At 43.2% G+C, this 24,376-nt stretch carries 21 protein-coding genes and 1 other RNA gene; 7 read left to right on the top strand and 15 right to left on the bottom strand.

Features of this window, described 5'->3' with window-relative positions; all coding sequences use genetic code 11:
* The first annotated feature begins 204 nt into the window (after positions 1-204).
* The 6 genes from smpB (at position 205) to QMA35_RS04315 (ending at position 5,000) form a co-directional block, all read left to right on the top strand.
* Positions 205-678, top strand: coding sequence for an SsrA-binding protein SmpB (smpB, locus tag QMA35_RS04340; RefSeq protein ID WP_281645906.1), 474 nt, complete (start codon positions 205-207; stop codon positions 676-678).
* A 169-nt stretch (positions 679-847) separates the two neighbouring features.
* Positions 848-1,215: a transfer-messenger RNA gene (gene ssrA / locus QMA35_RS04335) on the top strand.
* A gap of 314 nt (positions 1,216-1,529) precedes the next feature.
* Positions 1,530-2,462 (top strand): RING finger domain-containing protein, encoded by a 933-nt coding sequence (locus QMA35_RS04330; RefSeq protein ID WP_281645905.1) that lies wholly within the window; start codon positions 1,530-1,532, stop codon positions 2,460-2,462.
* 185 nt (positions 2,463-2,647) lie between these two features.
* On the top strand, positions 2,648-2,785 hold the full coding sequence (locus QMA35_RS04325) for a hypothetical protein (RefSeq protein ID WP_281645904.1): 138 nt from the start codon (positions 2,648-2,650) through the stop codon (positions 2,783-2,785).
* 372 nt (positions 2,786-3,157) lie between these two features.
* Positions 3,158-4,129, top strand: coding sequence for a cytochrome c peroxidase (locus tag QMA35_RS04320; RefSeq protein ID WP_281645903.1), 972 nt, complete (start codon positions 3,158-3,160; stop codon positions 4,127-4,129).
* 10 nt (positions 4,130-4,139) lie between these two features.
* Complete coding sequence (locus tag QMA35_RS04315) at positions 4,140-5,000, top strand: DAHL domain-containing protein (protein ID WP_281645902.1); 861 nt, start codon at positions 4,140-4,142, stop codon at positions 4,998-5,000.
* A 227-nt stretch (positions 5,001-5,227) separates the two neighbouring features.
* On the opposite strand, the gene QMA35_RS04310 is transcribed toward QMA35_RS04315, so the two are convergent.
* The 4 genes from QMA35_RS04310 to QMA35_RS04295 form a co-directional block, all read right to left on the bottom strand.
* On the bottom strand, positions 5,228-7,324 hold the full coding sequence (locus tag QMA35_RS04310; protein ID WP_281645901.1) for a hypothetical protein: 2,097 nt from the start codon (positions 7,322-7,324) through the stop codon (positions 5,228-5,230).
* Positions 7,325-7,512: 188 nt separating this feature from the next.
* On the bottom strand, positions 7,513-8,493 hold the full coding sequence (locus QMA35_RS04305; protein WP_281645900.1) for a glycosyltransferase: 981 nt from the start codon (positions 8,491-8,493) through the stop codon (positions 7,513-7,515).
* A gap of 124 nt (positions 8,494-8,617) precedes the next feature.
* Entirely contained in the window at positions 8,618-9,745 is a 1,128-nt protein-coding gene (locus QMA35_RS04300) for a glycosyltransferase (protein WP_281645899.1), read from the bottom strand.
* Positions 9,746-9,757: 12 nt separating this feature from the next.
* The gene (locus tag QMA35_RS04295; protein ID WP_281645898.1) at positions 9,758-10,678 is read right to left on the bottom strand and encodes a glycosyltransferase family 2 protein; all 921 of its coding nucleotides are present in this window, start codon (positions 10,676-10,678) and stop codon (positions 9,758-9,760) included.
* 261 nt (positions 10,679-10,939) lie between these two features.
* On the opposite strand from QMA35_RS04295, the gene QMA35_RS04290 reads away from it, so the two are divergent.
* Entirely contained in the window at positions 10,940-12,208 is a 1,269-nt protein-coding gene (locus QMA35_RS04290) for an O-antigen ligase family protein (protein ID WP_281645897.1), read from the top strand.
* Between the two features lie 9 nt (positions 12,209-12,217).
* Here QMA35_RS04290 and QMA35_RS04285 read toward each other — a convergent pair whose 3' ends face one another.
* The 11 genes from QMA35_RS04285 to QMA35_RS04235 form a co-directional block, all read right to left on the bottom strand.
* Positions 12,218-13,486 (bottom strand): sugar transferase, encoded by a 1,269-nt coding sequence (locus QMA35_RS04285; protein WP_281645896.1) that lies wholly within the window; start codon positions 13,484-13,486, stop codon positions 12,218-12,220.
* A 38-nt stretch (positions 13,487-13,524) separates the two neighbouring features.
* Positions 13,525-14,907 (bottom strand): phosphomannomutase CpsG, encoded by a 1,383-nt coding sequence (locus QMA35_RS04280; protein ID WP_281645895.1) that lies wholly within the window; start codon positions 14,905-14,907, stop codon positions 13,525-13,527.
* A gap of 93 nt (positions 14,908-15,000) precedes the next feature.
* Entirely contained in the window at positions 15,001-16,431 is a 1,431-nt protein-coding gene (locus tag QMA35_RS04275) for a mannose-1-phosphate guanylyltransferase/mannose-6-phosphate isomerase (RefSeq protein WP_281645894.1), read from the bottom strand.
* Between the two features lie 70 nt (positions 16,432-16,501).
* Complete coding sequence (locus QMA35_RS04270) at positions 16,502-16,948, bottom strand: GDP-mannose mannosyl hydrolase (RefSeq protein WP_281645893.1); 447 nt, start codon at positions 16,946-16,948, stop codon at positions 16,502-16,504.
* 55 nt (positions 16,949-17,003) lie between these two features.
* Positions 17,004-18,170, bottom strand: a complete 1,167-nt coding sequence (locus QMA35_RS04265; protein ID WP_281645892.1) for a DegT/DnrJ/EryC1/StrS family aminotransferase — start codon at positions 18,168-18,170, stop codon at positions 17,004-17,006.
* Positions 18,170-19,087, bottom strand: a complete 918-nt coding sequence (locus QMA35_RS04260) for a GDP-L-fucose synthase (RefSeq protein WP_281645891.1) — start codon at positions 19,085-19,087, stop codon at positions 18,170-18,172. The genes QMA35_RS04265 and QMA35_RS04260 overlap by 1 nt, the downstream gene beginning before the upstream one ends.
* A gap of 2 nt (positions 19,088-19,089) precedes the next feature.
* On the bottom strand, positions 19,090-20,208 hold the full coding sequence (gmd, locus tag QMA35_RS04255; protein ID WP_281645890.1) for a GDP-mannose 4,6-dehydratase: 1,119 nt from the start codon (positions 20,206-20,208) through the stop codon (positions 19,090-19,092).
* A gap of 16 nt (positions 20,209-20,224) precedes the next feature.
* Entirely contained in the window at positions 20,225-21,307 is a 1,083-nt protein-coding gene (locus tag QMA35_RS04250; RefSeq protein ID WP_281645889.1) for a glycosyltransferase, read from the bottom strand.
* Positions 21,304-22,116 (bottom strand): glycosyltransferase family 2 protein, encoded by an 813-nt coding sequence (locus QMA35_RS04245; RefSeq protein WP_281645888.1) that lies wholly within the window; start codon positions 22,114-22,116, stop codon positions 21,304-21,306. The genes QMA35_RS04250 and QMA35_RS04245 overlap by 4 nt, the downstream gene beginning before the upstream one ends.
* Complete coding sequence (locus tag QMA35_RS04240; protein ID WP_281645887.1) at positions 22,104-23,129, bottom strand: O-antigen ligase family protein; 1,026 nt, start codon at positions 23,127-23,129, stop codon at positions 22,104-22,106. Before QMA35_RS04240 ends, QMA35_RS04245 begins: the two co-directional genes overlap by 13 nt.
* Positions 23,126-24,373 (bottom strand): hypothetical protein, encoded by a 1,248-nt coding sequence (locus QMA35_RS04235; RefSeq protein ID WP_281645886.1) that lies wholly within the window; start codon positions 24,371-24,373, stop codon positions 23,126-23,128. Before QMA35_RS04235 ends, QMA35_RS04240 begins: the two co-directional genes overlap by 4 nt.
* Positions 24,374-24,376 lie beyond the last annotated feature (3 nt).

Here is a 24,376-nt window from a genome sequence, read left to right as displayed (position 1 = left end):
TTAGTTCAGGAAAATTTTATAAAAATACACGCAAAAACATACAGAGCTCACGCTAAACTGCCATTCTATCTATTTACTTATAAGGTACAACCACTAACACTTTGCAATCTGCCGTAAGGCTCTGTTTTTAAATAAGGTAAACAGAAACCTTAAGGAAAGTTCTACCATAGCATTTGGGCTACAGGCACGTATAATTCGGGCATTATGGCAAAGAAATCCAAAAAAGCTGGTGATTCCAGCATCGTTGTTAACAAGAAGGCTCGCCACGACTATCACCTTGAAGAAACTTTTGAGGCTGGGTTAGCACTGAGTGGTTGGGAAGTAAAAAGCCTCCGGCAGGGTAAAATCCAGCTGGTAGACAGCTATGTGCTGCTTAAAGATGGTGAAGCCTGGCTGATTGGCGCTCAGATCACCCCACTTCCAACTGCCTCGACCCACGTTATCGCGGACCCTCGTCGCGACAGAAAGCTTCTTCTGCATAAGCGAGAGTTGGCCAAACTGTTTGCGGAAACCCAACAGGCGGGTAGAACCTGTGTATGCACCAAGCTGTACTGGAAACAACACTTGGTAAAGGCTCAGGTGAGCCTTGCCCGCGGTAAGAAAGAGTACGATAAGCGTGCAACAACCAAAGAGCGCGAATGGAACATAGAAAAACAACGGGTACTCGGTCGCGGATAACAACCGCCCCAAATGCAATAAGCAACAAAAAGGGAGCAGATCAGCTCCCTTTTTGTACTCCAACACTTCCATCTCATGCAGGCTAAGCATCTATAGCAAAAATTTCTATTGACCCTACCCTATGATCGTCATTTAGAATACGCGACAAGTTTCAGGTTTCGAAACTACCGGGGGCGATTAGGATTCGACGACGGTGACGAAACCCGAGGTGCATGTCGAGTGCGTAGCAGTACTCGTAAAACAAATTGCTACAAACCTTTTAGTTGCCAACGACGACAACTACCAAGGAGCTCTGGCCGCTTAAAACCGGTCTGCTCCCGATCACTCTGACTTTTCTGTTGGTTGGTACTGATCGCAACTTTAAACAGAATCGCTGCCTTCTTCGGGCCTGACGAAGAGCAGTCAAAACCTTACCAGGATCGCTTTGTGAATCTCGCCAGCCGGATCGCACAGAGCTAAACCAAAGGCGGATCTAAGCATGTAGAGCCAAGGGCAGAGTGCCGGCGGACGGGGGTTCAAATCCCCCCGCCTCCACCACTTCATGAGATAGCCTGAGGCCATATCCAATGGCTTCAGGCTCTTAAAAGCCCGAAAAATCAAAACATTACACCAATTCCACCACCCCAATTTCAGCTCCAATCATCCCCAGATGCTCTGCTGGTAGCACGTTTTCGGTACATCCCACCCTCAAGCCAAACAACAAACCCGTAGTGTTACAGCCTTTCAGGGCAACAACCACACAGCAGTGACTGACTGTTATGAATACTGACAAGGCTGTCTGGCAAGAAGTGAACAATCCGGGGGCGGCAAGGTCTTACATGGCATAGACAAACACCCAAAGGAGATAAACCGTGCCAGATCTGACCCCACATACACACGCCCCTATGCACAGCTGTGCCATTTGTTTGGAACACGATATTGATCCTTCTCTTTTCAGCCCGGATGAGAATGGCAACGACGGCCTCTGTTTTACTCATGATAAACGCAATGTGCGCCTAAGCTGCGGCCATGCCTACCACTCCGACTGTGTAAAAGACCTTCTCGAGAAGGGGACTAGTCATTGTCCAACATGCCGGGCGAGCATCAGTGACTATGATATTAACTACATCAATAATGAACTGGGCACGTCCTCTACTCGCCGTACGGCTCGGGATCTCATGAATGATGTAACTACCAGCGAGTGGCACAATGGCAACATGGATACTCAGAGCCGAGAAAATATCGGTTTATGGGGTCCCGATGTTATACATACTGAGCAAGAGCAGGGAGTTAACCGTAATAATCCCCACTCTTATGGCTCTTCAGAGGCTGACGGCTCTTCAGAAGCTGACGGCTCTTCAGAAGCTGACGGCTCTCAAGTGATATTCCTTGATAATCTGATCGATGATTTTGTTCTCGCGAACTTGCTGTCTCCTTCCTATGCATCGACGCCGGTTTTCACCAGTCAATTCAGCATACTGAATTGGGATGAGTTAGTTGACTCATGGGCAGACGAGCTCGAGCTGGATTTCACGCCTCCTGCAGAAACCCAAACCCACCAGCCATATTCAACGCCCTACCAAGCACCTGCATCAAGCAGCTATGACAGCTGTTTCACTGTTGATCCTGAGTTTGATTCCGTCGACGACTTCACTCTTCTGAGCCTTCTGAGTCTTCTGTCACTTTTTGGCCAAGGAGTTTCAGCATTCAATTATTCTCCCCAATCTACAAGTTGGTCGCAACCGATGTACTCACCCAATTATTCTCCTTACTCTTTCGCTCACTCCCCAATGCGGTTTTTTTGATAACCCAACTTGCTTGTAGATCATCAAGAGTAGCGGTGCAATGCCGCTACTCTTGGTTGAGGTTTACATAAATAGTCATTGCACTTATTGATTGAATCCAGCCACCAGAGCAATCACGGCACTAGCACAATGTCATTGCGGAACGGTTCGACGATAAGCCAGAGGGCGGGGTATTGAAGTGGGCCGTGTCAGGCACCGGTGAAAAACGGGGCCGTGGAGAGGCAAGTGCTTCTGGCGATTTCGTGCATCAGGATCAGATCATGCCTATTGCAGGGGGAGACATCATTGCTGAGCAACGTCCTGATATTCCTGTTCATCGATGACCAGACGTTGGTCATGGATCAATGCTCGAAATGCCGAAAATTGTGGCTCGACTAATAGAGAAATAGATTTCTGGAGAACAAGAAAAAGAAGGCGAAACATGACAGCAGAGCCAATAACTCCAGCCTTAGGCAGGATATATTACTGTTTATGATAGTGGTCATAGTAGAAAGTGATTAGAGATTGACCATTGTCTTCTATAAAATGCTGCACGGCTTATGCGGGATGCACGAAGGGATTCTGGTTATCTGACTGCAAATCGTTTGACCTGTAAATTCCAATAAAATAAACAAAAGAATATAAAAGTGCGGACAAAACCTCTCTATTCTATCGTCGGGAAGACGCTGCTCTGTCGGCGTTGGTGGGTAGGTGTTTTGGCAACTTGTGTCAGTATACCTGCTTTCGCCCTTAATCTTGATGAAGAACCTTTACAGCCCATAAAACCGGTTGCCTCTATCCACCTCGAGAAAGCACGGCTTGGGCAACGCCTCTTCCATGAAACCAAAATTTCCTCAGACAAAAAGACATCTTGTGCTTCCTGTCATGACCTCCAGGCTGGCGGTGCTGATAACAAAGCCGTTTCTACGGGTGCGATGAATACTCAAGGAACCCGGAACTCTCCAACCGTTTTTAATTCTGTTTTTAACTTTCGCCAATTATGGGACGGCAGGGCGAAAACCCTGGCAGAGCAGGCACACTTGGCAATCAATAATGAGATGGCATTGACCGAACATTGGGAGGATGCAGCCGAAGCTCTTGCAGCAGACAGCCAGTACAGCGAAGTATTCAACACGCTGTATGGAGGAGTCAGTAAGGATGCCGTGACTGACGCGATAGCAGAATTTGAAAAAACATTGACGACTCCGGACTCTCCTTTCGACCTGTACCTTAAAGGTAATGAGGAGGCTATTTCAGATCAGCAGAAAAGAGGTTACGAGCTCTTTAAATCCTATGGCTGCTCCAGCTGCCATCAAGGGCAGAATGTGGGCGGAAATATGTTCCAGAAGTTTGGTGTTCTGAAAGACATCACTCTGCGCCAAAACCACAGTGATGATCTTGGCCGCTACCGGGTCACGGGTAATGAGTGGGACAAGTACGTTTTCAAGGTACCTAGTCTGCGAATGGTTTCTCTGACGCCTCCGTACTTCCATGATGGCTCTGTGCCCACGCTGGAAAGAGCTGTTGATGTCATGATTGAGTTTCAGCTCGGTCGTCCAGTCCCCCAGCAGGATCGTGATGACATTGTCGCCTTCCTGAAGAGTTTGGCAGGAACATACACAGATACTCTTTCTGGCAATACAGATAACACAGATAACACAGATAACACAGATAACACAGATAAATAGGAGAGCCGCCATGAATATAAAAACTGTTCTGCTTTCCTTGGGAGTGTTGATCAGTATCCCAGCGCTTTGGCTGCACTGGTCCTTTGGGGACAGTCATGCCGAAGATTTAAGGGAGCTACAGATGACAGTAGACGACCTCGATCGCATAGGATCAGAGATAAACTCTCTGGCTCTGCGAGCGCGCTTCAACATTGATAAAAACTATGACAAATTGAGTTCTGCAACACTTGCTGCAGGCCAGCTGTTGAGCCAGCTACAGGTATGGCATAAGAGACTGTATGAACAGGGGGAGACAACTCTGGTAGCCCAGCTAGGAAGCTATCTGGAAGCGTGGGAAATTCGTCTGGATACATTGGAAAACTTTAAATCCCATAACTCCGTTCTGCGTAATTCAAGTCGTTATGCCCCGGAAGCCGCAGAAGAATTACGCTGGTCTGCTCGGCGGGCAGATGTTGTTCTGCCTGGTATTTCATTGGATTCGATCAGAGCTAATTTGCTGGAATACGCCATTACGAACAGTCGGGTTTTGAAAATCAATCTGAATCTGAGTCTGCAGGATCTTGCTCATATGGAAGATCAGTTGCCTGGTGCGATTCAGTCGCAGCTTCAGCGCTTCCACAACCATGTGTCAGTTGTTCTTGATAAGCAGGAGACGACCCAGCGATACTTGAACAAAGTCATCAGCGGAGGAAGCGCCCAGCCTGGTTCGATCAAGGGCAGCATTGCAGACAGGATATCTGCACTGGAAGACAGACAGCAGCAGAGAGATAACATCATTGCTGCCTATATACTTCTTATGACTCTGGGATTGTTGATTGTTTTGGGGTATCAAGCGTTGACTGGTAACAGGGTGAGATATGCAACCAGGTAATGTCTCAGGCCTTATGCAGCACTGAACTGAGTAAAACCGGTAATCAGGGCTGATTGAGGGCTCTTGGAACGTTATGCAAAATACTGCCGTATCCAAAGAGCCTTCATCCCATAGATACACGGAGCCGTTGTTAACAGCCATGGAGAGGCAAGTGCCTCCCCTGCCCGTTTTTACTCTCTCGATTTAAATTTACTCTCTCGATTTAAATTTACTCTCTCGATTTAAATTTAAAACGTCAGAAGGGCTGCCGTGTCGTCGTTCTCATGCAGCCACTTCCCGACAGTGCTTCTGGCAATTTTGTGCATCAGGTTAATATCACTGGCGGGTAAAGAGCTGGCAAGAAGCTGGTGCACAACCAAAAACTCCCGCGTGTGGCGCTTGAGCTTTTTATTCTTCCCGTAATGGCTCCAAAGAGCCATACGCACCATGCGGTTCTGCCAACGGCTACGCTGATGTTCCAGCAATTCATCACACACAGTCTGCACACAATGGCTGGTATCGACACCCTCCAAAACTTCGCCCACAGTATCCTCCATAAGAAACCAGCTGGAACCAAGAGTTGTTGTGCACCAACCGCTGGAGGACTTTTGAACCTTGGCAATTTCTTCCTCATCAGCTTCCGCCAAAAACTCCGCCGGTATGAAATTGATAAGGTTCTGGGGCTCAGGGTTCCAGTTGTCCAACTCCAGAATTTCCATTATCTGAATCAACTCCTGATCAACAGGCAGGCTACTGTGCCGGTGTTCGGCAAGAAAAGCCGGGAGCAGTATGCGGACAAGCTCCTGGGTAATCTTTTCCATTTTCCCCATTTGGGAACGCGCCTCGTTGATAACCTCCAACATCTCTTTCTTCATCCCGGGTGGGCTGACGAAAGCATCCACCACACCGGCTCCTTCCTTGAATACACACCCTGCCAGACGGTAATCGTACCCTTTGCGCAACAGCATCATCACACCCTGACTGCCAACACCATCTATAGGCGGCATCCAGGCTTCCTGAATCTCATAACCCTGTTCCGGAGCAGCAGGCATAACACCTTTCTTGCGCACATTCCGAATCAGTTCATCCGTGACCTTCTGCACCGGGCCGGTGAGCCAGTTACGAATGCGCACCAACCGATTCAGGCTCACAGGGCTAACACACGCAGGGCGGCTGGAAAGGGCCTGAATAGCGGCGAGGGCAATATCTGCTTCCGCATCCAGCACATAAAGAGTCAGCACATCACCTATACGAGTGTCGTCTGTTTCAACCAAGGCATGAAAGACTAAAGACAACCCTTCTGACGGTAACATGCCCAGCGCCTGCTGCATGGAAGCGACCATGGCAAACTCATCGGGTGCCTCATCCAATGCGTGTAAAATCATCTGCTGGATGTGTTCGTCCGAGGGCATTTCAGGCACAGGGCCCGTGCTATCACGCTCCACTGCCTCCATACGCCACTGCTTGATAAAGTTGAGAAAATCCTTGGTCAAAAACGCTCGATGGTGCACCAGCGCCTGAAACACCAACCGAGCACCATGGGGGTCCAACGCGCCGCTGGCATCTGCCTGCACAAGGTTATGCTCAAGCGATTCCAGCACTTCAAGCGCCTCGGCATCTTTATTCCGCACCTGCATAAACAGGTTTTGAAAGGCATGGAGAAGAATCAACTCGACGACTTCAACGGCTTCGTCATCATCCTCAAGATCACAATCATTCAGGCAGATATGCTGAACCAACTGAGCGACACCATGGGGATGGGAAAGAATGTCCTTCCATTCCTCACTCAACCGATAAGCATCGGTCTTATCGTAGGCATCCAGCTCCTGGTCAATCATCCAATCTACCCACGGGATGAAATTAGGATTCTCCTGATCAACCATATCCAGAGGAATAAGCGGCTTCTCATCTTCACGGTTGTAAATGCGCAAATAGTTCTTCTTGATGCCTTCAAGATAAGCAATCACAGAAGCAGCATGCTTCAGCTTTTTGGCCCCACACTCCCGCAACAGGAAAGACCAGAAGGCAATCAACTCCGGGACAATAGTTTTCGCTTGAGTATCGGAACAGATCATCTTGCGAGGAGTCAGCTCTTCCATAATCTCCCGGGCGGTATCGACATCCACATTAGCCAGTTTACCGTCGAAGTAGCCCAGCACCATCTCCATAAAGAACCGGAACCACCCGCCCCCGTTGGCTTTGTTAGCTCTGGAAAGCGCCTGATACTCGGGAGATTTCTCGTACACAACCGTGACTCTTTCCAGCCATGTTTGGAGCTTGTCGTAGGCTGCATCGTAATCATCGGCAGGGTTGATTTTGCCTGGGGTGTAGGGGGTTATGGGCATTGGGGTACTCGGAATAAAGGGCAGAGTTGGTTGTCCAAAATGTAGACATTAATCCAGCGAGCGAGGTTACTTCGTGAAGGCAATCTATCCACTACACGCAGTAATCTACTGGTAGATTTAACGAGAAATATAAAAATGCCGATGAAATTATTTTGGCTTTACTTCCAGAACTTGTTTAATGGCACGATTTAAAAAGCATTCTTCAGTTTTAATATCATTCGTTCATAAGTAGGAACTCCTCCTGTAAGTAGCGAAAAGTACCTATTGAGAGGGAATCCTCGATGATTTACACCTCTCTTACACATACGGACAATTGCACTGTCATAATATTTTAAGTCTACATTTTTTGATGAAAGGTACTCACGGAGCTTAACCAAAAACGAGAGGTGATTTACATAGATAGCGTTATCTTCAGCATTTCGCTGCTTAGCTACCCTAGTGTTTGCCATAAGCTCTAATGTATTCATCACTGGACATGCTTTTCCCAGATAGTACTCAAAAGCAATATTAGTTGACTGGCGCTGCGAGTTTTTTTTCTCTCTTGAAATCTGCATATCATGAACACGGTATTTCAACAGAGGCTCCGGAAAGTTACCAATCCTAAAACCTGATTCGGTGACAATTTGAAGCCAAAGCGCATAATCCTCAGCATTTGGGAAATCATTAGAATATTGAAAGCATTCAAACACTTCAGCCCTAGCAAAGACAGTGGGATGCGCGATAGATTTCCCGTAAGTTAATAGATTAACAAAAAGTTCATTATGTGTAACCGGAAAGTTCTTTATGCCTTTCGACGCCCCAAACAATTCTATTTGCGAACCGCAAACATCAAGCTCATTGTCTTCAAGGAATTTCTTTTGCTTCTCGAAACGATATGGTGAACAGATATCATCTGCGTCCATTCTTGCAATGTATTTACCTACACATAAATCAAGAGCTTTATTTAATGCGCCAACTATACCTACCTTGTTGAGAGAAACCACTTTAATTCGGCGATCTAAACGAAGAAACTCACTCAAAATGGTTCCACTTTCATCAGTGGATCCATCATTAACGACAATAATCTCGATATCATCAATGGTTTGTCGAAGTACCGACTCAAGCGACTCTCTCAAGTAGCACGCACCATTATGCACCGGTAAAATAACTGAGACTTCAGGACAAGACAACTTTATGACCCACCAACACGATTAGGAAAACAGGGATTCTAACCAAAAATTAAAAATCTTTCTCTTTTAGCAAATCTGCTGATTTTTCTTTGGACTTTCGAAGAATCAACTTTCATTTAAAAACCTAAGATAAAACTAGATTACGATATTTATCTCTATAGTCATCTATCCCATATTTATCGCGAAGATGGGTTTGATGAAGACATCCCGCCTCCTCAAGCTCTCGTGCAGTTATTGACAGATAGTATGACATACACTCTGCAAGAGATTCAGAATTTTTTGGCTCACAGACCTTACCGATTCCCTCGACGACAGGTTTTATCGATGGAATTGAAGAACCAATAACAGGACGTCCTCCACTCATTGCTTCCAGCAGAGATATCGGCAAACCCTCGCTCAATGATGGCAATACAAACACATCGAATGCCTTAACATACTGAAGTGCATCATCCTTCCAGCCAGCTAATACAATCGCCTTTTCAAGGCCTGCTTCTTTAATTTGAGCAGAGAGTGCATCTTCCTCTCGACCTCCACCAATGATAACTACGCGTAAGTTGGGGTATTTATCAGCCAACAGACCGGCTGCCTGAACCAAGTACTTGTGCCCTTTAACCGGAACCAAACGCCCTATAGTACCAAAAACAAAATCGAGTTCTTCCAGCCCTAGCTTTTCGCGTGCGGTGGCACGATCAAGCTGCACACTTTGAGCCCGCTCAATATCAATCGCATTGTTGATCACAACCGTATTTTGGATATTGAGTTTTTTGCAGCTCTCGATCAAATACGCCCTGACAGATTCAGAAACACCCACAAATTTCCAGTTAGATTTGATCCAACGATTAACAGCCCGCTGTCTATACCCTCGATCATAGTCTCCTATGCCATGAGTGATACCGATGCAGCGCCGAAAATCAAGAAACAAGTTAAGCAACAAAAATATATGTGTTGGCTTAAAGCGATGACAGATAACCACATCAAATTGCTGCGCCCTACAGACTTTATAAATCTGGTAAAGTGAAATGATCCGCCAGATACCTTTCATCTCCGAACTTTTAAAATCAAAGTAAACCGAATGCTCAGCACAACTCTTCGGATCACTCTCACCAGGTTTCTTTTTCAAATAAGCGGTAGTGACCTCAAACTCACTCTGGGGCAGCCCTTTAACTATCTGCTCACCCAAATCAGATTCACTGATATTGTAATTGTTCTGTACCTGCAGAACCTTGGTCCGCCGATTCATTGGCTTATCCATAAAGTTGAATCCTTACTGTCCCAAAAAGCACTTTAACGCCTTGCGAGTATAGGAAAGTTTAAACAGCGCCGACCAATCACTTTTAATGGCCACACGATAATACGACAATGCACTCTTTCGCTCTCCCGCCATATACAAAGTCCTGAACAAAGAGAGGCAGCGTTGGGCAGTAAACTGCTGACGATACTTTTGCAAGCTTTCCGGTATCCTGCGCCTATCGAAGACAGCATCGATGAGCTGAGCTCCCACAGCATGAGCATAAGCGGTATTGTGCCGCAGGCTATCCCCATGCTTATAAACCCGATTTATTGGTTTCTCTACAAACGCACAGGGATAGTTAGCAAAAACGCAGGCAAAAACAGGGATATCCTCACTATTACGAAAATGTTCAGGGTAAATAACTTTCTCAAAAATCGTCCTGTGCATGGCTGTAGCCCCATTAGAGGGAGTCACAGTTTTTCGGAGAAGATACCCCGCAAATAGCTCCTCAGTCGACATTTTATCACTCGAGGCAGCATTAACACCGCGATAACGTGAACTGCCATTTTCAGAAACAGACATATGCCCTCCCACGACCATTCGAGCATGAGGGTTTGCTTCTATCGTACTTCGAAGATTTGATAGTGCTTCAGAATCGAGTTCATCATCACTATCGAGAAAAATCAGCCACTCTCCACCAGTATGATGGATGCCATAATTTCTGGTGGCAGCCAGGCCACAATTTGATCGAGAAACCGAACGAAACCTGCCTGGATAAACGGCATGAAGCTCATCTAACACGACTTCCGTGTTATCGGTCGAACCATCATTGATAACCAATACCTCGTAGTCAGATCCTGACTGACACAGTACGGATTCAAGTGCTCGCCCAAGAGTTTTCCCATAGTTATATGCCGGTATAATTACACTGAACAGTGTTTTGGGATGTGCCATATCACCTTCTATAATTTCCCTATGCTACCGCCCTTCGACTTACGTATAGACCGAAACACCAACAAACATTATTTCAACCTACACCTTGAAGTTTGACGCGCAGCAAGAAGCGGAATGAGACTGTAGAGAATTGCAGTATTGCAGTCAAACTAGCCAATAACCAGCTATAAGCACTACGGATAGTAGAAATATCAGCAATAGTCACCCGCAAGGGCTATCCGCTACAATACCGCCAATATTTTTTCATCACTTAATGTAAATATGTCATTATCACCACCAGTAACTAGGGGGCGGCTCATTTTAGCTCCTTGGTTAGAGACAGCAGACAACATCCTCAAAACCCGCTTGTTGCCATTAGGGCTGTTTGTTCAGCTTACCGGCATGCTGTGGATTGGCTCCAAAGGGGGCTATATTACTCAGACCTATCTCTGGTGCCTTTTACCGGGAGTTATCTCCCTTGGAATCGACCTGTATCGTTTTGGTTTGCGTAGCTGTATTGCGGGAATGACGACGGGCGAGAAACTGCTTTGCACTCTCTTTATATGGATACTTGTCAATCCCTTATTCACAACTGAGGGAATTGAAAGTATTGAAGTGATAAAACGGGTCGCGAAAATTGCTGTCTACATATATGTAGTCAGAACAGTCATCATCTACAACCGTAAGCCAGAAAAACTCCTTCTGGTAGCTGCGACGGTTGCAACCGGCTTTGCGCTGGCAACGATGATTTACCAATTCGGCATGCTGGGTCACCCCATGGGAATCAGAGCGCTAGGGGAAGGTGGTTACCGTGTAGGAAGTTTAGGAATTGGCGAATTTGGCAGTGTTGGAAACCCGATATTGGCAGCGCTCTACTACGGAACGTTTGCTAGCATTTTTTGTGGCTATCTGGCATCACGGCCTTTCCGGTGGCAGCGGCGAATTCCTGCCATTATTGGAGTAGGGATTATTGGTGTGTTTATTTTGCTATCTGGGTCACGTGGGCCGTTGATGGCGTTTGTTGCTATGGGGGGGATGGCACTGCTGCTTTGCCAGTACTCTTGGAAGAAGCCTTTGTTAGGCATTCTGTTTATTGCAGGAGTAGGTTTCAGCGCGTGGCAATTTGATATTATTGTTGCTCAGTATGACAGCGTTATTGCCAGTGGCTTTAATGGCCGGTTTGTGAATTGGGAAATGGCTGTTAATTATATTCGCCAACAACCGGTATTTGGATATGGGACGTTTGCTGAGTATGTAGGACCTGTATGGCACGGGGGATTACTGGGCCATCCTCATAATATGCTATTGAATATCACTTATAGCTGGGGCGTGCCTGCGGGGTTATTGTTTATTGCCATCAGCGCCTGGAGTATTTTTATATCTCTTGCTCACAGGAAAAGTCTGATGATGGCTATTGCTGGATGCTTGATTGTATTTGGACAAGTGGGGATGTTTACTGATACTTATAGTTTTTTATCCAGGCCAGATGTGCAGTGGTTGGTGTTTTTCTTTCCTGTGGCTTTATGTTCTGCAATTAAAAAAGCCCCATAATGATTGGGGCTATCTAGCCCCAAACCCTGTCAGCATGGTATGGATCGTTTTAAAAACAATAAGAATATCCAGCCACAAAGAGAAATGCTTTATATAGTAGAGGTCGTGCTCAAGCTTTTCTCGTGTTTCATCTTCAGATGCGGCGTAGCCATGGGTTACTTGAGCCCAACCACTAATACCTGGCCTGACTACATGACGGTAATTGTAGAAAGGTATACTTTTCTCAAACTCACTCACAAATGCCTTCTGTTCCGGCCTTGGGCCGATAAGGCTCATCTCCCCTTTCAGAACATTAAGAAACTGAGGAAGTTCATCAATCCTAGTTTTTCTTATAAATTTCCCAAACTTTGTCACTCGCATATCGCCAGAAGCAGCAAACTTCGCACCATCAACCTCTGAATCTATACACATACTTCTTAACTTAAAGATTTTAAATTCATTCCCACCCAGACCTACTCTTTTCTGTACAAAAAAAGGATTCCCGGGACTTTCCAAGCGAATAATAACTGCTGATATCAATGTAACCAATAAGACTATTGGGAAAACCAGAAGAACTGCAACCACATCTATAATTCGTTTGAACAAAACATATAACTCTGGAGGATTAAGTGAACCTACCTGCCCCTCCGATAGATGACCAATCTTAACTCGGCCTTCTAAAGATTCATATAATTGCAGAGAATTAATAGTAATCAAACCAGAAAGAGCACAATCTGATAGGAACTTTTCCCACTCTCCAACCATAGGATGATTGAAATCAGCGACTACGGCATCGTAGCGAACATTATCAATAGATGGTTTTTTTAGTAATCTCCAACTCACACCATGCAAATCTGTTAGACGTAATGCATCGCCATACGGTACAACTGCTATTTTCAACACCTTGTACCTTCTAATGATGAGACTAACGGCAAACGAGTAGAATACTATAAGAAACATGGAAGGAATAATCAGAGAGCGGGAGTACTCAAACCGATATAAAAAAAACACTCCAAACAACAGAAAGTATATTATCAATACCACAGGCACCGTATAGCTTACGGAAACAACGCCTGGAAACTTTGACAACCTAGATATCAAAACATCTGAAAAAAGATATCCAAACAGTAAAAACACAACTGAATTTCTTACAGATTCTTTTGTTAGAAATTCTTGGTGAAGTGTGGATTTAATAGAAAACATAACAGCTACTAGGCACACAACACCTACCAACAACCGGAACCACTTGGTAAGAAATATTAATTCGTACCATTTATCGTATCTATTTAATTTATTCATTATACTATTTCACATTCTGTTTACTAGGCAACATCCATTCACAGTGCTTGCCCAATAACTTCCAAGATATCTGCTGTCCTTTCTTTCATCAAAACCTCATCTCCTCGACTCTCAACATTCAAACGAAGCATCGGCTCTGTATTAGACGTTCGAAGATTAAAACGCCAACTACCCATATCGACGGAAATACCATCGGTGTAGTCAACTCCAAGTGCGTCAGATTGATAAACATCTAACACTCTATCTATCGCAGCCTGAGGGATAATCAGTTTTTTATTAATTTCCCCTGACGATGGAAACAGTGCTATACGTTCAGCAACCAACTCTGAGAGAGATTTCTCTTTGGCGGACATAAGCTCTGAAATTAACAACCAAGGAATCATACCTGAATCACAATAGAAAAAATTACGAAAGTAGTGGTGAGCACTCATTTCACCACCGTAGACAGCATCTTCTGCACGCATTCTTTCCTTGATAAATGCATGGCCAGTTTTACATAAAACAGGAACACCACCAGAAGACGAAACTTGATCAATGGTATTCCAAGTTAAACGCGGGTCGTGGATGATTTTTGCCCCTGGGTTATGAGCCAAAAAGGCCTCTCCCAATAACCCAACAATATAATACCCCTCAATGAACTGCCCCTTTTCATCAAACAGGAAGCAGCGGTCAAAATCTCCATCCCAGGCAATCCCCATATCAGCCTGATGTTTTAGTACCGCTTCAGCTGTTGCTGATCGACATTCCGGAAGCAATGGATTAGGAATACCATGGGGAAAGCTTCCATCAGGTTCATGATGTACTTTTATAAACTCAACCGGAACACGCAGCGCAGAGAACTTTTCTTCTATGGCATCGATAACATGGCCTGCAGCACCATTGCCGGAATTAGCAACCAACTTAAGCGTTTTCAATTCCTTAGGCTTAATGTATCCGAGTATATGGTCTACATAGGGAGCCAAATTATTCTTTTGACTGTATGTACCCTCACTCTCTCTAACAGCAGGCTTACCATTAAAATAAATATCTTCAGCCAGTACCTGAATTTCACGCAAGCCAGTATCGCCTGATATAGGCTTGCTGTCCTCTCTCACCAGTTTCATGCCGTTATAGTCCATGGGATTATGGCTGGCAGTTACCATAATTCCACCATCCACCTTGAGAGAAGAGGTGGCAAAATAAATTTCCTCCGTACCACATAAACCAATATCGATTACATCTGTTCCTCCTGAACGTAAACCACTGGATAACGCGTCTTTTAACTCAGGAGTTGACAGACGAATATCGCCCCCCACTACAACGTTTTTTGGCTGCAAGTAGTCAGATACCGCACGACCGATTGCCCAAGCAATATCAATATTAAGCTCATCAGGAAGACGGCCCCGAATATCGTATGCTTTGAAACAGGTAAGTTTATTCATTAAATTGGCCAAAAAGTTAACGGCTCAGGGCCCATACACAAAAGAAATCACTATAGTTTCCGCTCTTAAAATGGAGCCCATAGCCTTCAAAGATCAGGAACGCCCGTAGGTATCTTCAAACCGTACTATATCGTCTTCCCCCAGATAACTGCCGCTCTGCACTTCAATCATTTCGAGGTCAAACTTTCCTGGGTTTTCCAACCGGTGAACAACGCCAACCGAGATATAAGTGGATTGGTTTTCAGTCAACAGAATCGGCTCATCACCATTGGTTACCAATGCGGTCCCCTTGACCACAATCCAATGTTCTGCCCGGTGGTAATGCTTCTGCAGTGAGAGCTGTGCGCCCGGCTTTACGGTTATACGCTTAACCTGAAAACGCTCACCCTGATCTATGGAGTCATACGAGCCCCAAGGACGGTAGACTTTGCGATGGAGTTTCACTTCAGAGCGATCCTGCTCTTTCAACTTTTCTACAACCTTTTTAACATCCTGTACTTTATCCTTATGGGCAACAAGGATAGCGTCGTCAGTCTCAGTAATAACCAGATTCTCAACCCCTACGGTTGCAATTAGCTTCTTATCACTACGTACATAAGTATTGTGGGTATCATGGAGTAATGTATCTCCAATTGTGGAGTTACCTTGCGCGTCCTTAGCGGATATATCTGCAAGACTTGACCAGGAACCTACATCAGACCAGCCAGCATCAAGAGGAACAACTACAGCGTCTGTCGTTTTTTCCATCACAGCATAGTCAATTGAGTCATCAGGGCAGGCTTTAAATGCTTCTTCATCCAATCGAACGAAATCAAGGTCAGTATTCTGAACTGCCATGGCTTTCTGACATGCGGAGAGAATATCAGGCCCAAATTGATTCAACTCTTCCAGATAACGGGAAGCTTTGAACATAAACATGCCCGAGTTCCAGAAGTAATTACCAGATTCTACATATTGATTAGCGGTCGCAAGATCAGGTTTTTCCACAAACTGTTTCACAGGCATAACTGCGCTGTTAACATCCTGTCTATCAGCCTGAATGTAACCGTAACCCGTCTCAGCTGAGGTTGGAACAATACCAAAAGTTACAAGTTTACCATCCTGAGCTGATGACAACGCTGTTGCTATAGCATAATGAAACGCTTCAATATCCAGGATCACATGATCAGCGGCCAGAACCAGAAGAACCGGATCGTTATCTTCTGAACAGCTATGCTCTGAAGTAATCTTTAAAGCTGCAAGAGCAACCGCTGGTGCAGTGTTCCGACCAACGGGTTCAAGAATAATAGCATCAGCACTCTTACCAATCTGACGAAGCTGCTCTGCAACAAGGAAACGGTGCTCCTCGTTAGCAATAACCACAGGGCTTGCCACGGCATCCAGACCTTCAAGCCGTGAAATCGTATTCTGCAGCATGGTGTTTTCGTCAACCAATGGCAGAAATTGTTTTGGATAAAGAGAGCGGGATTGTGGCCAAAGGCGGCTGCCAGAGCCGCCGGACATAATAACAGGAGTAATAGACATAGTTAAGTGTGCCTTGATAGTATGAAATCAGTAACTATTTCTTTCCATGTCGATCAATAATTTCACAAAATCAGAGAAAATAGTTTTTTGTGTACTTGTGAACTTTCAGGCAGTTCAACAACTCATTTTTAGTAACATAGCGATATTCCCTATGCTGTCCGTGAGGTAATGTGTTTAAATCAACATCCAGATTCATGCAGTATCCCATGACGATATAATGAGTAGAGAAATCGGTACCAGAGAAATTATCCGAATAAAAATGCTCGTAAACGCCTATAAATTCAGCATCTTTAATCGATAGATTAATACCAAGCTCTATGAAAGCAAGACGAGAAAAAGCCTTTTTTATCGATTCATCTTTGCGAATTCGCCCGCCAGGAACAAACCAGAATCCTTGAGCAGGCCGGTTATCCCTTAAACCAAGTAAAATCTGTCCCTGCTCATTTTTCACTACCAAATCGATAGATATGAGGGGAGCATTAGCAACGACAGATTTAAAAACATCAGCATGAATCATGAATATTTTGTAAAAATAGAGTTATATGAAGCTGTTAGCCAATACAGAGCATTCATCAGATACATAGTGCTATTTTAATAATACTTGCCACTTCACCAAGTTGTTTTTTAATATCGTAGTGATGGTTTCCGATAAACAACCCTGAGTCACTCAGGGTGTCACTGTTCTTTAACTCACCATGAACAGAATAATCAAAATATTCAACAACAGGGTTACGCACAAAATTTCCAGCAACTATTGGCCTACAGGCTATATTATGCTTTTCGAAAAGAGATACGATTTCGTCACGTTTCTCTTTACCATCCTCAAAAATGAGAGCAAACCCAAACCAACTACTTTCACCAGTCTCATGCTGAATAGTAACACCGGGAATATCTGAGAATAGCTTTGTGAATGATTTAGCATTCTCTTGTCTTCCTGTAATAATAGAAGGTAGTTTCTCTAATTGCATTAAGCCAAGAGCGCCTGACATTTCCAGAGGTCTCAGGTTGTAGCCTGGCAAAACAAAGCGAAAAGATTCATAAAAATCATTATCGCTTTTATCCGAGACATGATTCTGTTTTGGTAAGTGGCGAGTCCAACCATGTGAACGAAGGGACAACATAATATGGTACAGCTCCTCATCATCTGTCACTACCATTCCACCTTCCATGGTCGAGATGTGATGGCTGAAAAATGAACTAAAGGTTCCCATAACACCATAAGTGCCCGCCTGCTTTCCATGCAAGGTAGCGCCCATGGACTCACAGTTGTCTTCAACCAGGATAATATCTTTATCTTCGATCAGTGATTGAACACGCTGATAATCAACTGGATTACCAAGAAGGTTCACAGAAAAAATTGCACGGGTTTTATCAGAAATAGCTAATTCCAACTGATCAAGGTCAATATTGAGTGTTTCCTGACACACATCAACAAACTTAATTTTCAAACCGTATTGATATAACGGGTAGTAGGTTGTGGACCAGGAAACGGCAGGCACGATCACCTCATCACCTGGCTTTAAAGCATTATCCTTAGTATAAAATAATGCAGCTATTGCTATAAGGTTTGCTGAAGAACCCGAGTTCACCATAACGCAATGTTGGCTTCCAATAAATTCAGCAAAGGCACCCTCAAACTCTGCGACCTTTTGTCCCATACTGAACATGTCACTGTCTATAACAGTCTGCAGAGCATCGTATTCCTTTTGATCCCAAGTCGTTGTTGCTAGTGGCAGCATTACAGAACCTCTTTAAGAAAATATTGATAGGTTTTTGATAGGCCTTCTTCAAGTGTATGTTTGGGTTGCCAGCCAAGATTACTCTGTATAGATGTGTCTACCAGCTTTTGCTTCATCCCAACAGGTTTTGAGAGGTCGTGAATGAAATCACCTTTATACCCAACAACATTTGCAATAGCTTTGTAGTAATCGTTGATCGAGTAATCAGAACCCAAGCCTACATTCAGCAAATCCGGAAGGCGCCCCATATTTGCTGCTGAGAATAGAGAAAAATCTGCCAGGTCTTCAGCGAACATAAACTCGCGCCTTGCAAGCCCGTCACCCCATATATCAACCTTCGTTTGATTGTTTAACGTCGCTTCGTGAAGCTTACGAATAACCGCAGGTATCATATGCGATTTTTCTGGGTCGAACTTATCCCAGTAGCCATAAAGGTTGCATGGGATAAGGGTTTTATAGATACGTCCAAACTGGCTGTTCGCATATTGTGCTAAACGAGCAGTGGAAACTTTAGCGATGGCGTACCCTTCATTAGTGGGTTCAAGTTCACCTGTCAGAATGCTACTTTCCTTAAGTGGATTTTTTGCAGCTCTGGGGTACATACAAGAACTCCCAAAGTTAAGGAGATTATCAATATCAGCAGCATTAGACGCACTCACTATATTCAGACCAATTTGCATATTCACGAAGGCAAAATCAAAAGGCGCAGCAATATTAGCCTGAATACCTCCTACCAAGCCTGCACAGTGCATCACTACATCGGGCTTGGATTGTTTGATGTAATCCAGAACAGCTTCGTAATTAAGCAAATCAAGTGTCGACCGGTCAGGAGCATCAATCTCAAAGCCTTGCTCTTTAGCAAGGGCAATGATATTTCTACCCACCATACCATTCCCACCGGTGAGAAATATTTTCAATGTTAATGCTCCATTGAAATAGGCGTGCTAAAGCCGCTATCTCTAAGAACTGCATGCCGTTTAGCACTGTCAAGGTCGTGCTCGACCATCTCTTCCACCATCTCTTCAAGGGAAGTCACGGGCTCCCAGCCAAGTTTGACTTTGGCTTTAGCCGGATCACCAAGAAGTGTCTCGACTTCTGCAGGTCTAAAGTAACGTGGGTCAACAGCAACTATTTTTTGCCCTACTTTCAAGGCTGAAGCATTCGTGCCCTCAATGGCGGCTACATAACCACATTCAGTGACACCGGAACCTTCCCACCGAATACGAAATTCTAACGCTTTTGCCGTAAACTCGACGAATTGTCGAACAGAGTATTGAACTCCGGTAGCAATAACAAAATCTTCAGGCTGTTCCTGCTGAAGCATCAACCACTGCATCTCAACGTAGTCACGAGCATGACCCCAGTCGCGAAGCGCATCCATATTACCTAGGTAGAGACACTCTTCAAGCCCCTGTGAGATACTCGCCAAGCCCCTTGTGATCTTTCTGGTTACAAATGTTTCTCCACGGCGAGGGGATTCGTGATTAAACAAGATTCCATTACAAGCGTACATACCATAGGATTCTCGATAGTTGACAGTAATCCAATAAGCATACATTTTAGCCACAGCATAGGGTGATCTAGGGTAAAATGGTGTTGATTCTTTTTGAGGAGTTTCCTGGACAAGGCCATACAGCTCAGAAGTGGATGCTTGGTAGAAACGAGTTTTCTTTTCCAGCCCCAAAAATCGGATAGCCTCTAATAAACGCAAGCTACCTAGAGCATCAACATCCGCTGTATACTCAGGGGACTCAAAAGAGACCGCTACATGAGACTGAGCAGCGAGATTGTAGACTTCATCAGGTTGAACTTCATGAAGTATTCTTGTCAAATTTGAACTATCAGAAAGGTCCCCGTAATGTAGCTTGAAATGCTGATTTTCAACATGAGGATCTTCAAAGATATGATCAATTCGCGTGGTATTAAAAGATGATGATCTCCGTTTAATCCCGTGAACTTCATAACCCTTATCTAATAAGAACTCGGCTAAATAAGAGCCATCTTGGCCAGTTACACCTGTAATTAATGCTTTTTTCACTTATATATACCTATCACTATACTGAAGTATAAATATCAATCCATTGAGCTGCTATTGATTCGATAGAAAACCTACTGGCTATAGACTTCCTAATCTCTTCACCATCAAAATTGCATCTATCATGTATAAATTTATCCAATTCAGAATAAAGGGCATCAATGTCATTCACTGGTACGATTGAACCTTTATCCCCTAAAATCCCGGCAACACCACCGCAGTCTGTTGCTATAACATAGCGTTCACACAGCATAGCTTCAGCACAGACTAACGAAAATCCTTCCCATAATGATGACAATACAAACACGTCTGCAGCGCTAAGCCAGTTCTGTACATCATCAACATTGCCAATGAAATGTACACTATCAGCTACTGACAATGTTCTTGCAAAGCGGATTAAATATTCTTTTAGTTCACCATCACCGATAATACATAATGTTATGTTTTTATGTTCTTCTTTTAGTAATGAAAAAACCCGCAATAATAGTTTATGATTCTTTGCCTCTGTCAAACGACCAACAGTCATGAGCAAAACATTATCTTCACGAACGCCTAAAACATCTCTCTTTATATTTCTATAGTTAACTGAGTACTTGAATTTCGATACATCTAGCCCATTATTAACGGTAATTATTTTATCGTCTGGAGCAGCCTTTTTATTTATATAAGCTTTGACTGCTTCATCGCTAACATTAGTTGACATGTCGCATAAAGTGTCAGTCAAACGATAGGCAAGCATTCGCCCCCCCCCCCCTTCATTTGTACTATGTGCGGTACAAATGAGTTTTTTTACTGGTGCTATCAATCTAAGAATTCTCGAGAAAATGTTGGCGTGTATCATATGCCCGTGCACAACATCCGGATCATATTCAAGTAAAACACGTCTACTAATACGCAAACCACTCAAGAAACTTAGAAATGAAGATTTCATAATATCAAGGGGTATTATCTCTATATCTGAAAATGGTTTGAAAATAACAGGACCAGTTAAAACAATAATCTTTACAGAATGCCCCTTTTTTATAAATTGCTCCGCAAGATCGCACACCTGCCTCTCTGCGCCCCCCACCGTAAGGCCTGTTATTATTAGTAAAATTTTCATTTCATGACTCGATAATATGACTTCAAAATCATATTGGAAAACTTTTTACCAGCTATGACCTTAAGACATTGATAGCAATACATCTTAATCGCTCTCTTTAAAAGAGAGTAATTGATATTTGAAAGACCATTCCTTCTACGCACAAGAAATGATTCTTTCAATGAAACTAAATATGTGTTTGGGCTTGTTGATACACCACCATAACCCATTTCCAAAACAGGACTTATAGAGGGAGAAAACACAGGATCAATTCCTTTCCATTGCTTCAACGATTTCAGAATCAAATCAGCATCAGCAACTATTTCAAGGTTAATATCAAAACTTCTATTTCCAAAAAAACTTTTTGAATAAACTGAACCCATTACAGGAAAACACAAATCAGACTCAATATATTGATGCCTACTATCCCATGGAGACACCCAAGGCCCACCTAGGCGCCCTGATACGTTCCCGTCAGCACCTTCGCACGCTACGGTTCCATATATGAAAGGAGCGTTATTATCTGCATACTCCATCAGCGAAGCTAAAGCGCCTTCATAATAAAAATCATCAGCACCTATAAAACAAATCCAGTTGCCGGATGCGCACTTCAACCCCTTATTCCAAGCATCATATATACCACGATCAGATTCAGAGATGATTTTTATTTTCGAATCACGAAACCCTTCAATAATATCAACTGTTCCATCTGTGGATGCACCATCTATAACTATAATTTCTAAATCATCTATTTTTTGTTTTTGGATGCTATCAATACATTTATAGATGGTTTTTTCAGCATTATATGTAGCAACTATTATTGATAGCAAGGTACACCTCTTCTTCGTAGAATGACATTAAAAACCAACCCCATTAAAACAGACACAACCAATCTTGTCTTATAGTCAAACGGATTCATTGATACCAGATACACAACAGAGATGATCGAAAAACAAACTAGATCATTTCCTGAAAAAGCGTGCCTTATTTCTTTTTTTAGAAAAATAAAAAGATAAAACAAAACAGACATCAACAACCCGATCAAACCATATTCAATAAACATCAAAACAAACAAATTATGAGGATCATTAGGAACTGAATAACCGATATTCAATGCCATCTTTGAATAGCTGACACTCTCTTGAAATATCTCAACTCCTCCCCCATGAAAAACATATTCTGCAATATTTTCAAACATCCATTTAACCATCAAACTCCGCTCTAGATTGCTGACGCTTGGAAAATCTACCATACCACTATTTTGAGCATACAAAAAAAACATTAAGCATGCTATATATATAAACGGTAAAGATATTAATCCCAGATATAGTTTATATCTCATTCGCTCTGAAACCATAAAAAAGACAGAGACTGTAAACAACTTTAAAAACTCACTCCGATACTGAAAATGGAACACCTGTACGATGTCAACAATGAATAACACAATCCCAAAAGCCATCAACTTCTTATGATTATTCCTATCAGCCCCACAATGAAGAAGACATAAATAAATTGTAAAAAATGGGATAAACGAGAGCTTATTACTATAACCATGCTGTGCTATATATACAGCTACCATACACACAATTAGAGCCAAAGATAATTTCACAAAAAAATCAATGGAATGTATTGATAGCAAAACAACAGCAAAAAGAGACAGAATTTTAAACCCTAAAACCTTACCAAAAAACAAGTACGTCACGAGTACGAAAATGAAACCAAAAAAAATCATCAATAGCGACGTTAGCTTCAGCCTGCTATTATCTACAACAATTTTTAAAGCAAGAGAAGAAATCAAAATCAATTCATAAAAATACCCCGCCGAAAAAAAAATCATATTCATTTATTGTCTCTAAAAAAATGAAAAAACTTCAACAAATAAACAAGCTGAAAAATTGGATAAGTGATTTTTGCCAAACAAACTGCAACCAAGCCAAAGGGTACAGCCGCGAGTATAGCTATTAGATATGAAAAACCAGCACTAACATTAACCAATGAAACGAATCTATCCTCCTGAAACCCTATTAAAGAAAAATGCAAAGGAGCCAAAACAGAAAGCCCTAGGGAAGACAGCATTAACACATGAAAGTTACCTGTATTATTTACAGCATAATCAGAGCCTAACCAAACTGAGAGTACTGTACTCCCTGAAAAAATAAGGAACAAACTAGGAATACTACATATACATGAATAACTTAATATAGCCCTTAGCAGCCGGCCACTTATTATTGTACCTGTAACTTTCGCTCTTGCTACTTTAGAAAGAAGGGGTTGGGCAAAGGAAGCTGACAAGTTGAAGGGTAGTTGGGATAATTGCACTAATGGCAAATAATCTTTTAGAATTTCAGTCCCAAAATAGCTTGTCACAAAAAACCTGTCCCCAGTTGCTACTACTATTCCACCCACTAACTGCAACCACATCCATCGGGACTCTCCTATTAGAGAAAGTTTCCTTTTGAAACCTTTAAAAGAAACACGATGAGTCAACCCCAATATCACACACATTAATACTGCTTTAATTAAGGCCCTTACAGCATAAGCAGCCACCGTTGAAAACATTATATTCAGAGTAAGCTTATACCCCAGAATCACAACGAGAACCCACATTGATCTGGATACGAACTCGAACCAGAAGCTGCATCCAAACCTCTCCATCCCTTTTAATACATTACCCTGAATCATATCTATTTCTTGAAACAAGACGATAGAGAAGAAACAAACAATTAAAGTATAATACCGCCCTTCAACATCCAGCAAAAACCAACCTAAAGCCAGAAGACACAAAAAACCTCCAGACACATACAAAATGACAGAAAGAATATCACCCAGATATTCTTCTAGCTCTAACTCGTTCCCACTGGCCAATTCCTGTGAAACTTTTCTCGGTATTAATGCACTCATACCAAAGTGTACAACCTGAGAAAACAAAGAAAAAGTTATCAGTATTGCCCACACGCCATACACACTCTCACCGTATGAAATCAAAACTGGCGTTAAAACAAAGTACGATAACGGAATCAACAACTGTTCTAGAGGAGGGTAAAAAAGCATTATTGCACTTAATTTTCTTTGAAGAACACCCTTCATATA

The sequence above is a fragment of the Parendozoicomonas sp. Alg238-R29 genome, from assembly GCF_947331445.1.
GTDB lineage: Bacteria > Pseudomonadota > Gammaproteobacteria > Pseudomonadales > Endozoicomonadaceae > Sansalvadorimonas.
The sequence above is the reverse complement of the archived record's forward strand: the minus strand, read 5'-3'. Positions and strand labels throughout refer to the sequence as shown.

What these genes read in the sequence shown, in the direction of transcription:
- smpB (WP_281645906.1), top strand. Translation starts at nt 205, where the DNA reads ATGGCAAAGAAATCCAAAAAAGCTGGTGATTCCAGCATCGTTGTTAAC.
- QMA35_RS04315 (WP_281645902.1), top strand. Translation starts at nt 4,140, where the DNA reads ATGAATATAAAAACTGTTCTGCTTTCCTTGGGAGTGTTGATCAGTATC.
- QMA35_RS04270 (WP_281645893.1), bottom strand. Translation starts at nt 16,948, where the DNA reads ATGATTCATGCTGATGTTTTTAAATCTGTCGTTGCTAATGCTCCCCTC.
- QMA35_RS04240 (WP_281645887.1), bottom strand. Translation starts at nt 23,129, where the DNA reads ATGAATATGATTTTTTTTTCGGCGGGGTATTTTTATGAATTGATTTTG.
- QMA35_RS04290 (WP_281645897.1), top strand. Translation starts at nt 10,940, where the DNA reads ATGTCATTATCACCACCAGTAACTAGGGGGCGGCTCATTTTAGCTCCT.
- QMA35_RS04235 (WP_281645886.1), bottom strand. Translation starts at nt 24,373, where the DNA reads ATGAAGGGTGTTCTTCAAAGAAAATTAAGTGCAATAATGCTTTTTTAC.
- QMA35_RS04310 (WP_281645901.1), bottom strand. Translation starts at nt 7,324, where the DNA reads ATGCCCATAACCCCCTACACCCCAGGCAAAATCAACCCTGCCGATGAT.
- QMA35_RS04285 (WP_281645896.1), bottom strand. Translation starts at nt 13,486, where the DNA reads ATGAATAAATTAAATAGATACGATAAATGGTACGAATTAATATTTCTT.
- QMA35_RS04275 (WP_281645894.1), bottom strand. Translation starts at nt 16,431, where the DNA reads ATGTCTATTACTCCTGTTATTATGTCCGGCGGCTCTGGCAGCCGCCTT.
- QMA35_RS04280 (WP_281645895.1), bottom strand. Translation starts at nt 14,907, where the DNA reads ATGAATAAACTTACCTGTTTCAAAGCATACGATATTCGGGGCCGTCTT.
- QMA35_RS04250 (WP_281645889.1), bottom strand. Translation starts at nt 21,307, where the DNA reads ATGAAAATTTTACTAATAATAACAGGCCTTACGGTGGGGGGCGCAGAG.
- QMA35_RS04300 (WP_281645899.1), bottom strand. Translation starts at nt 9,745, where the DNA reads ATGGATAAGCCAATGAATCGGCGGACCAAGGTTCTGCAGGTACAGAAC.
- QMA35_RS04265 (WP_281645892.1), bottom strand. Translation starts at nt 18,170, where the DNA reads ATGCTGCCACTAGCAACAACGACTTGGGATCAAAAGGAATACGATGCT.
- QMA35_RS04295 (WP_281645898.1), bottom strand. Translation starts at nt 10,678, where the DNA reads ATGGCACATCCCAAAACACTGTTCAGTGTAATTATACCGGCATATAAC.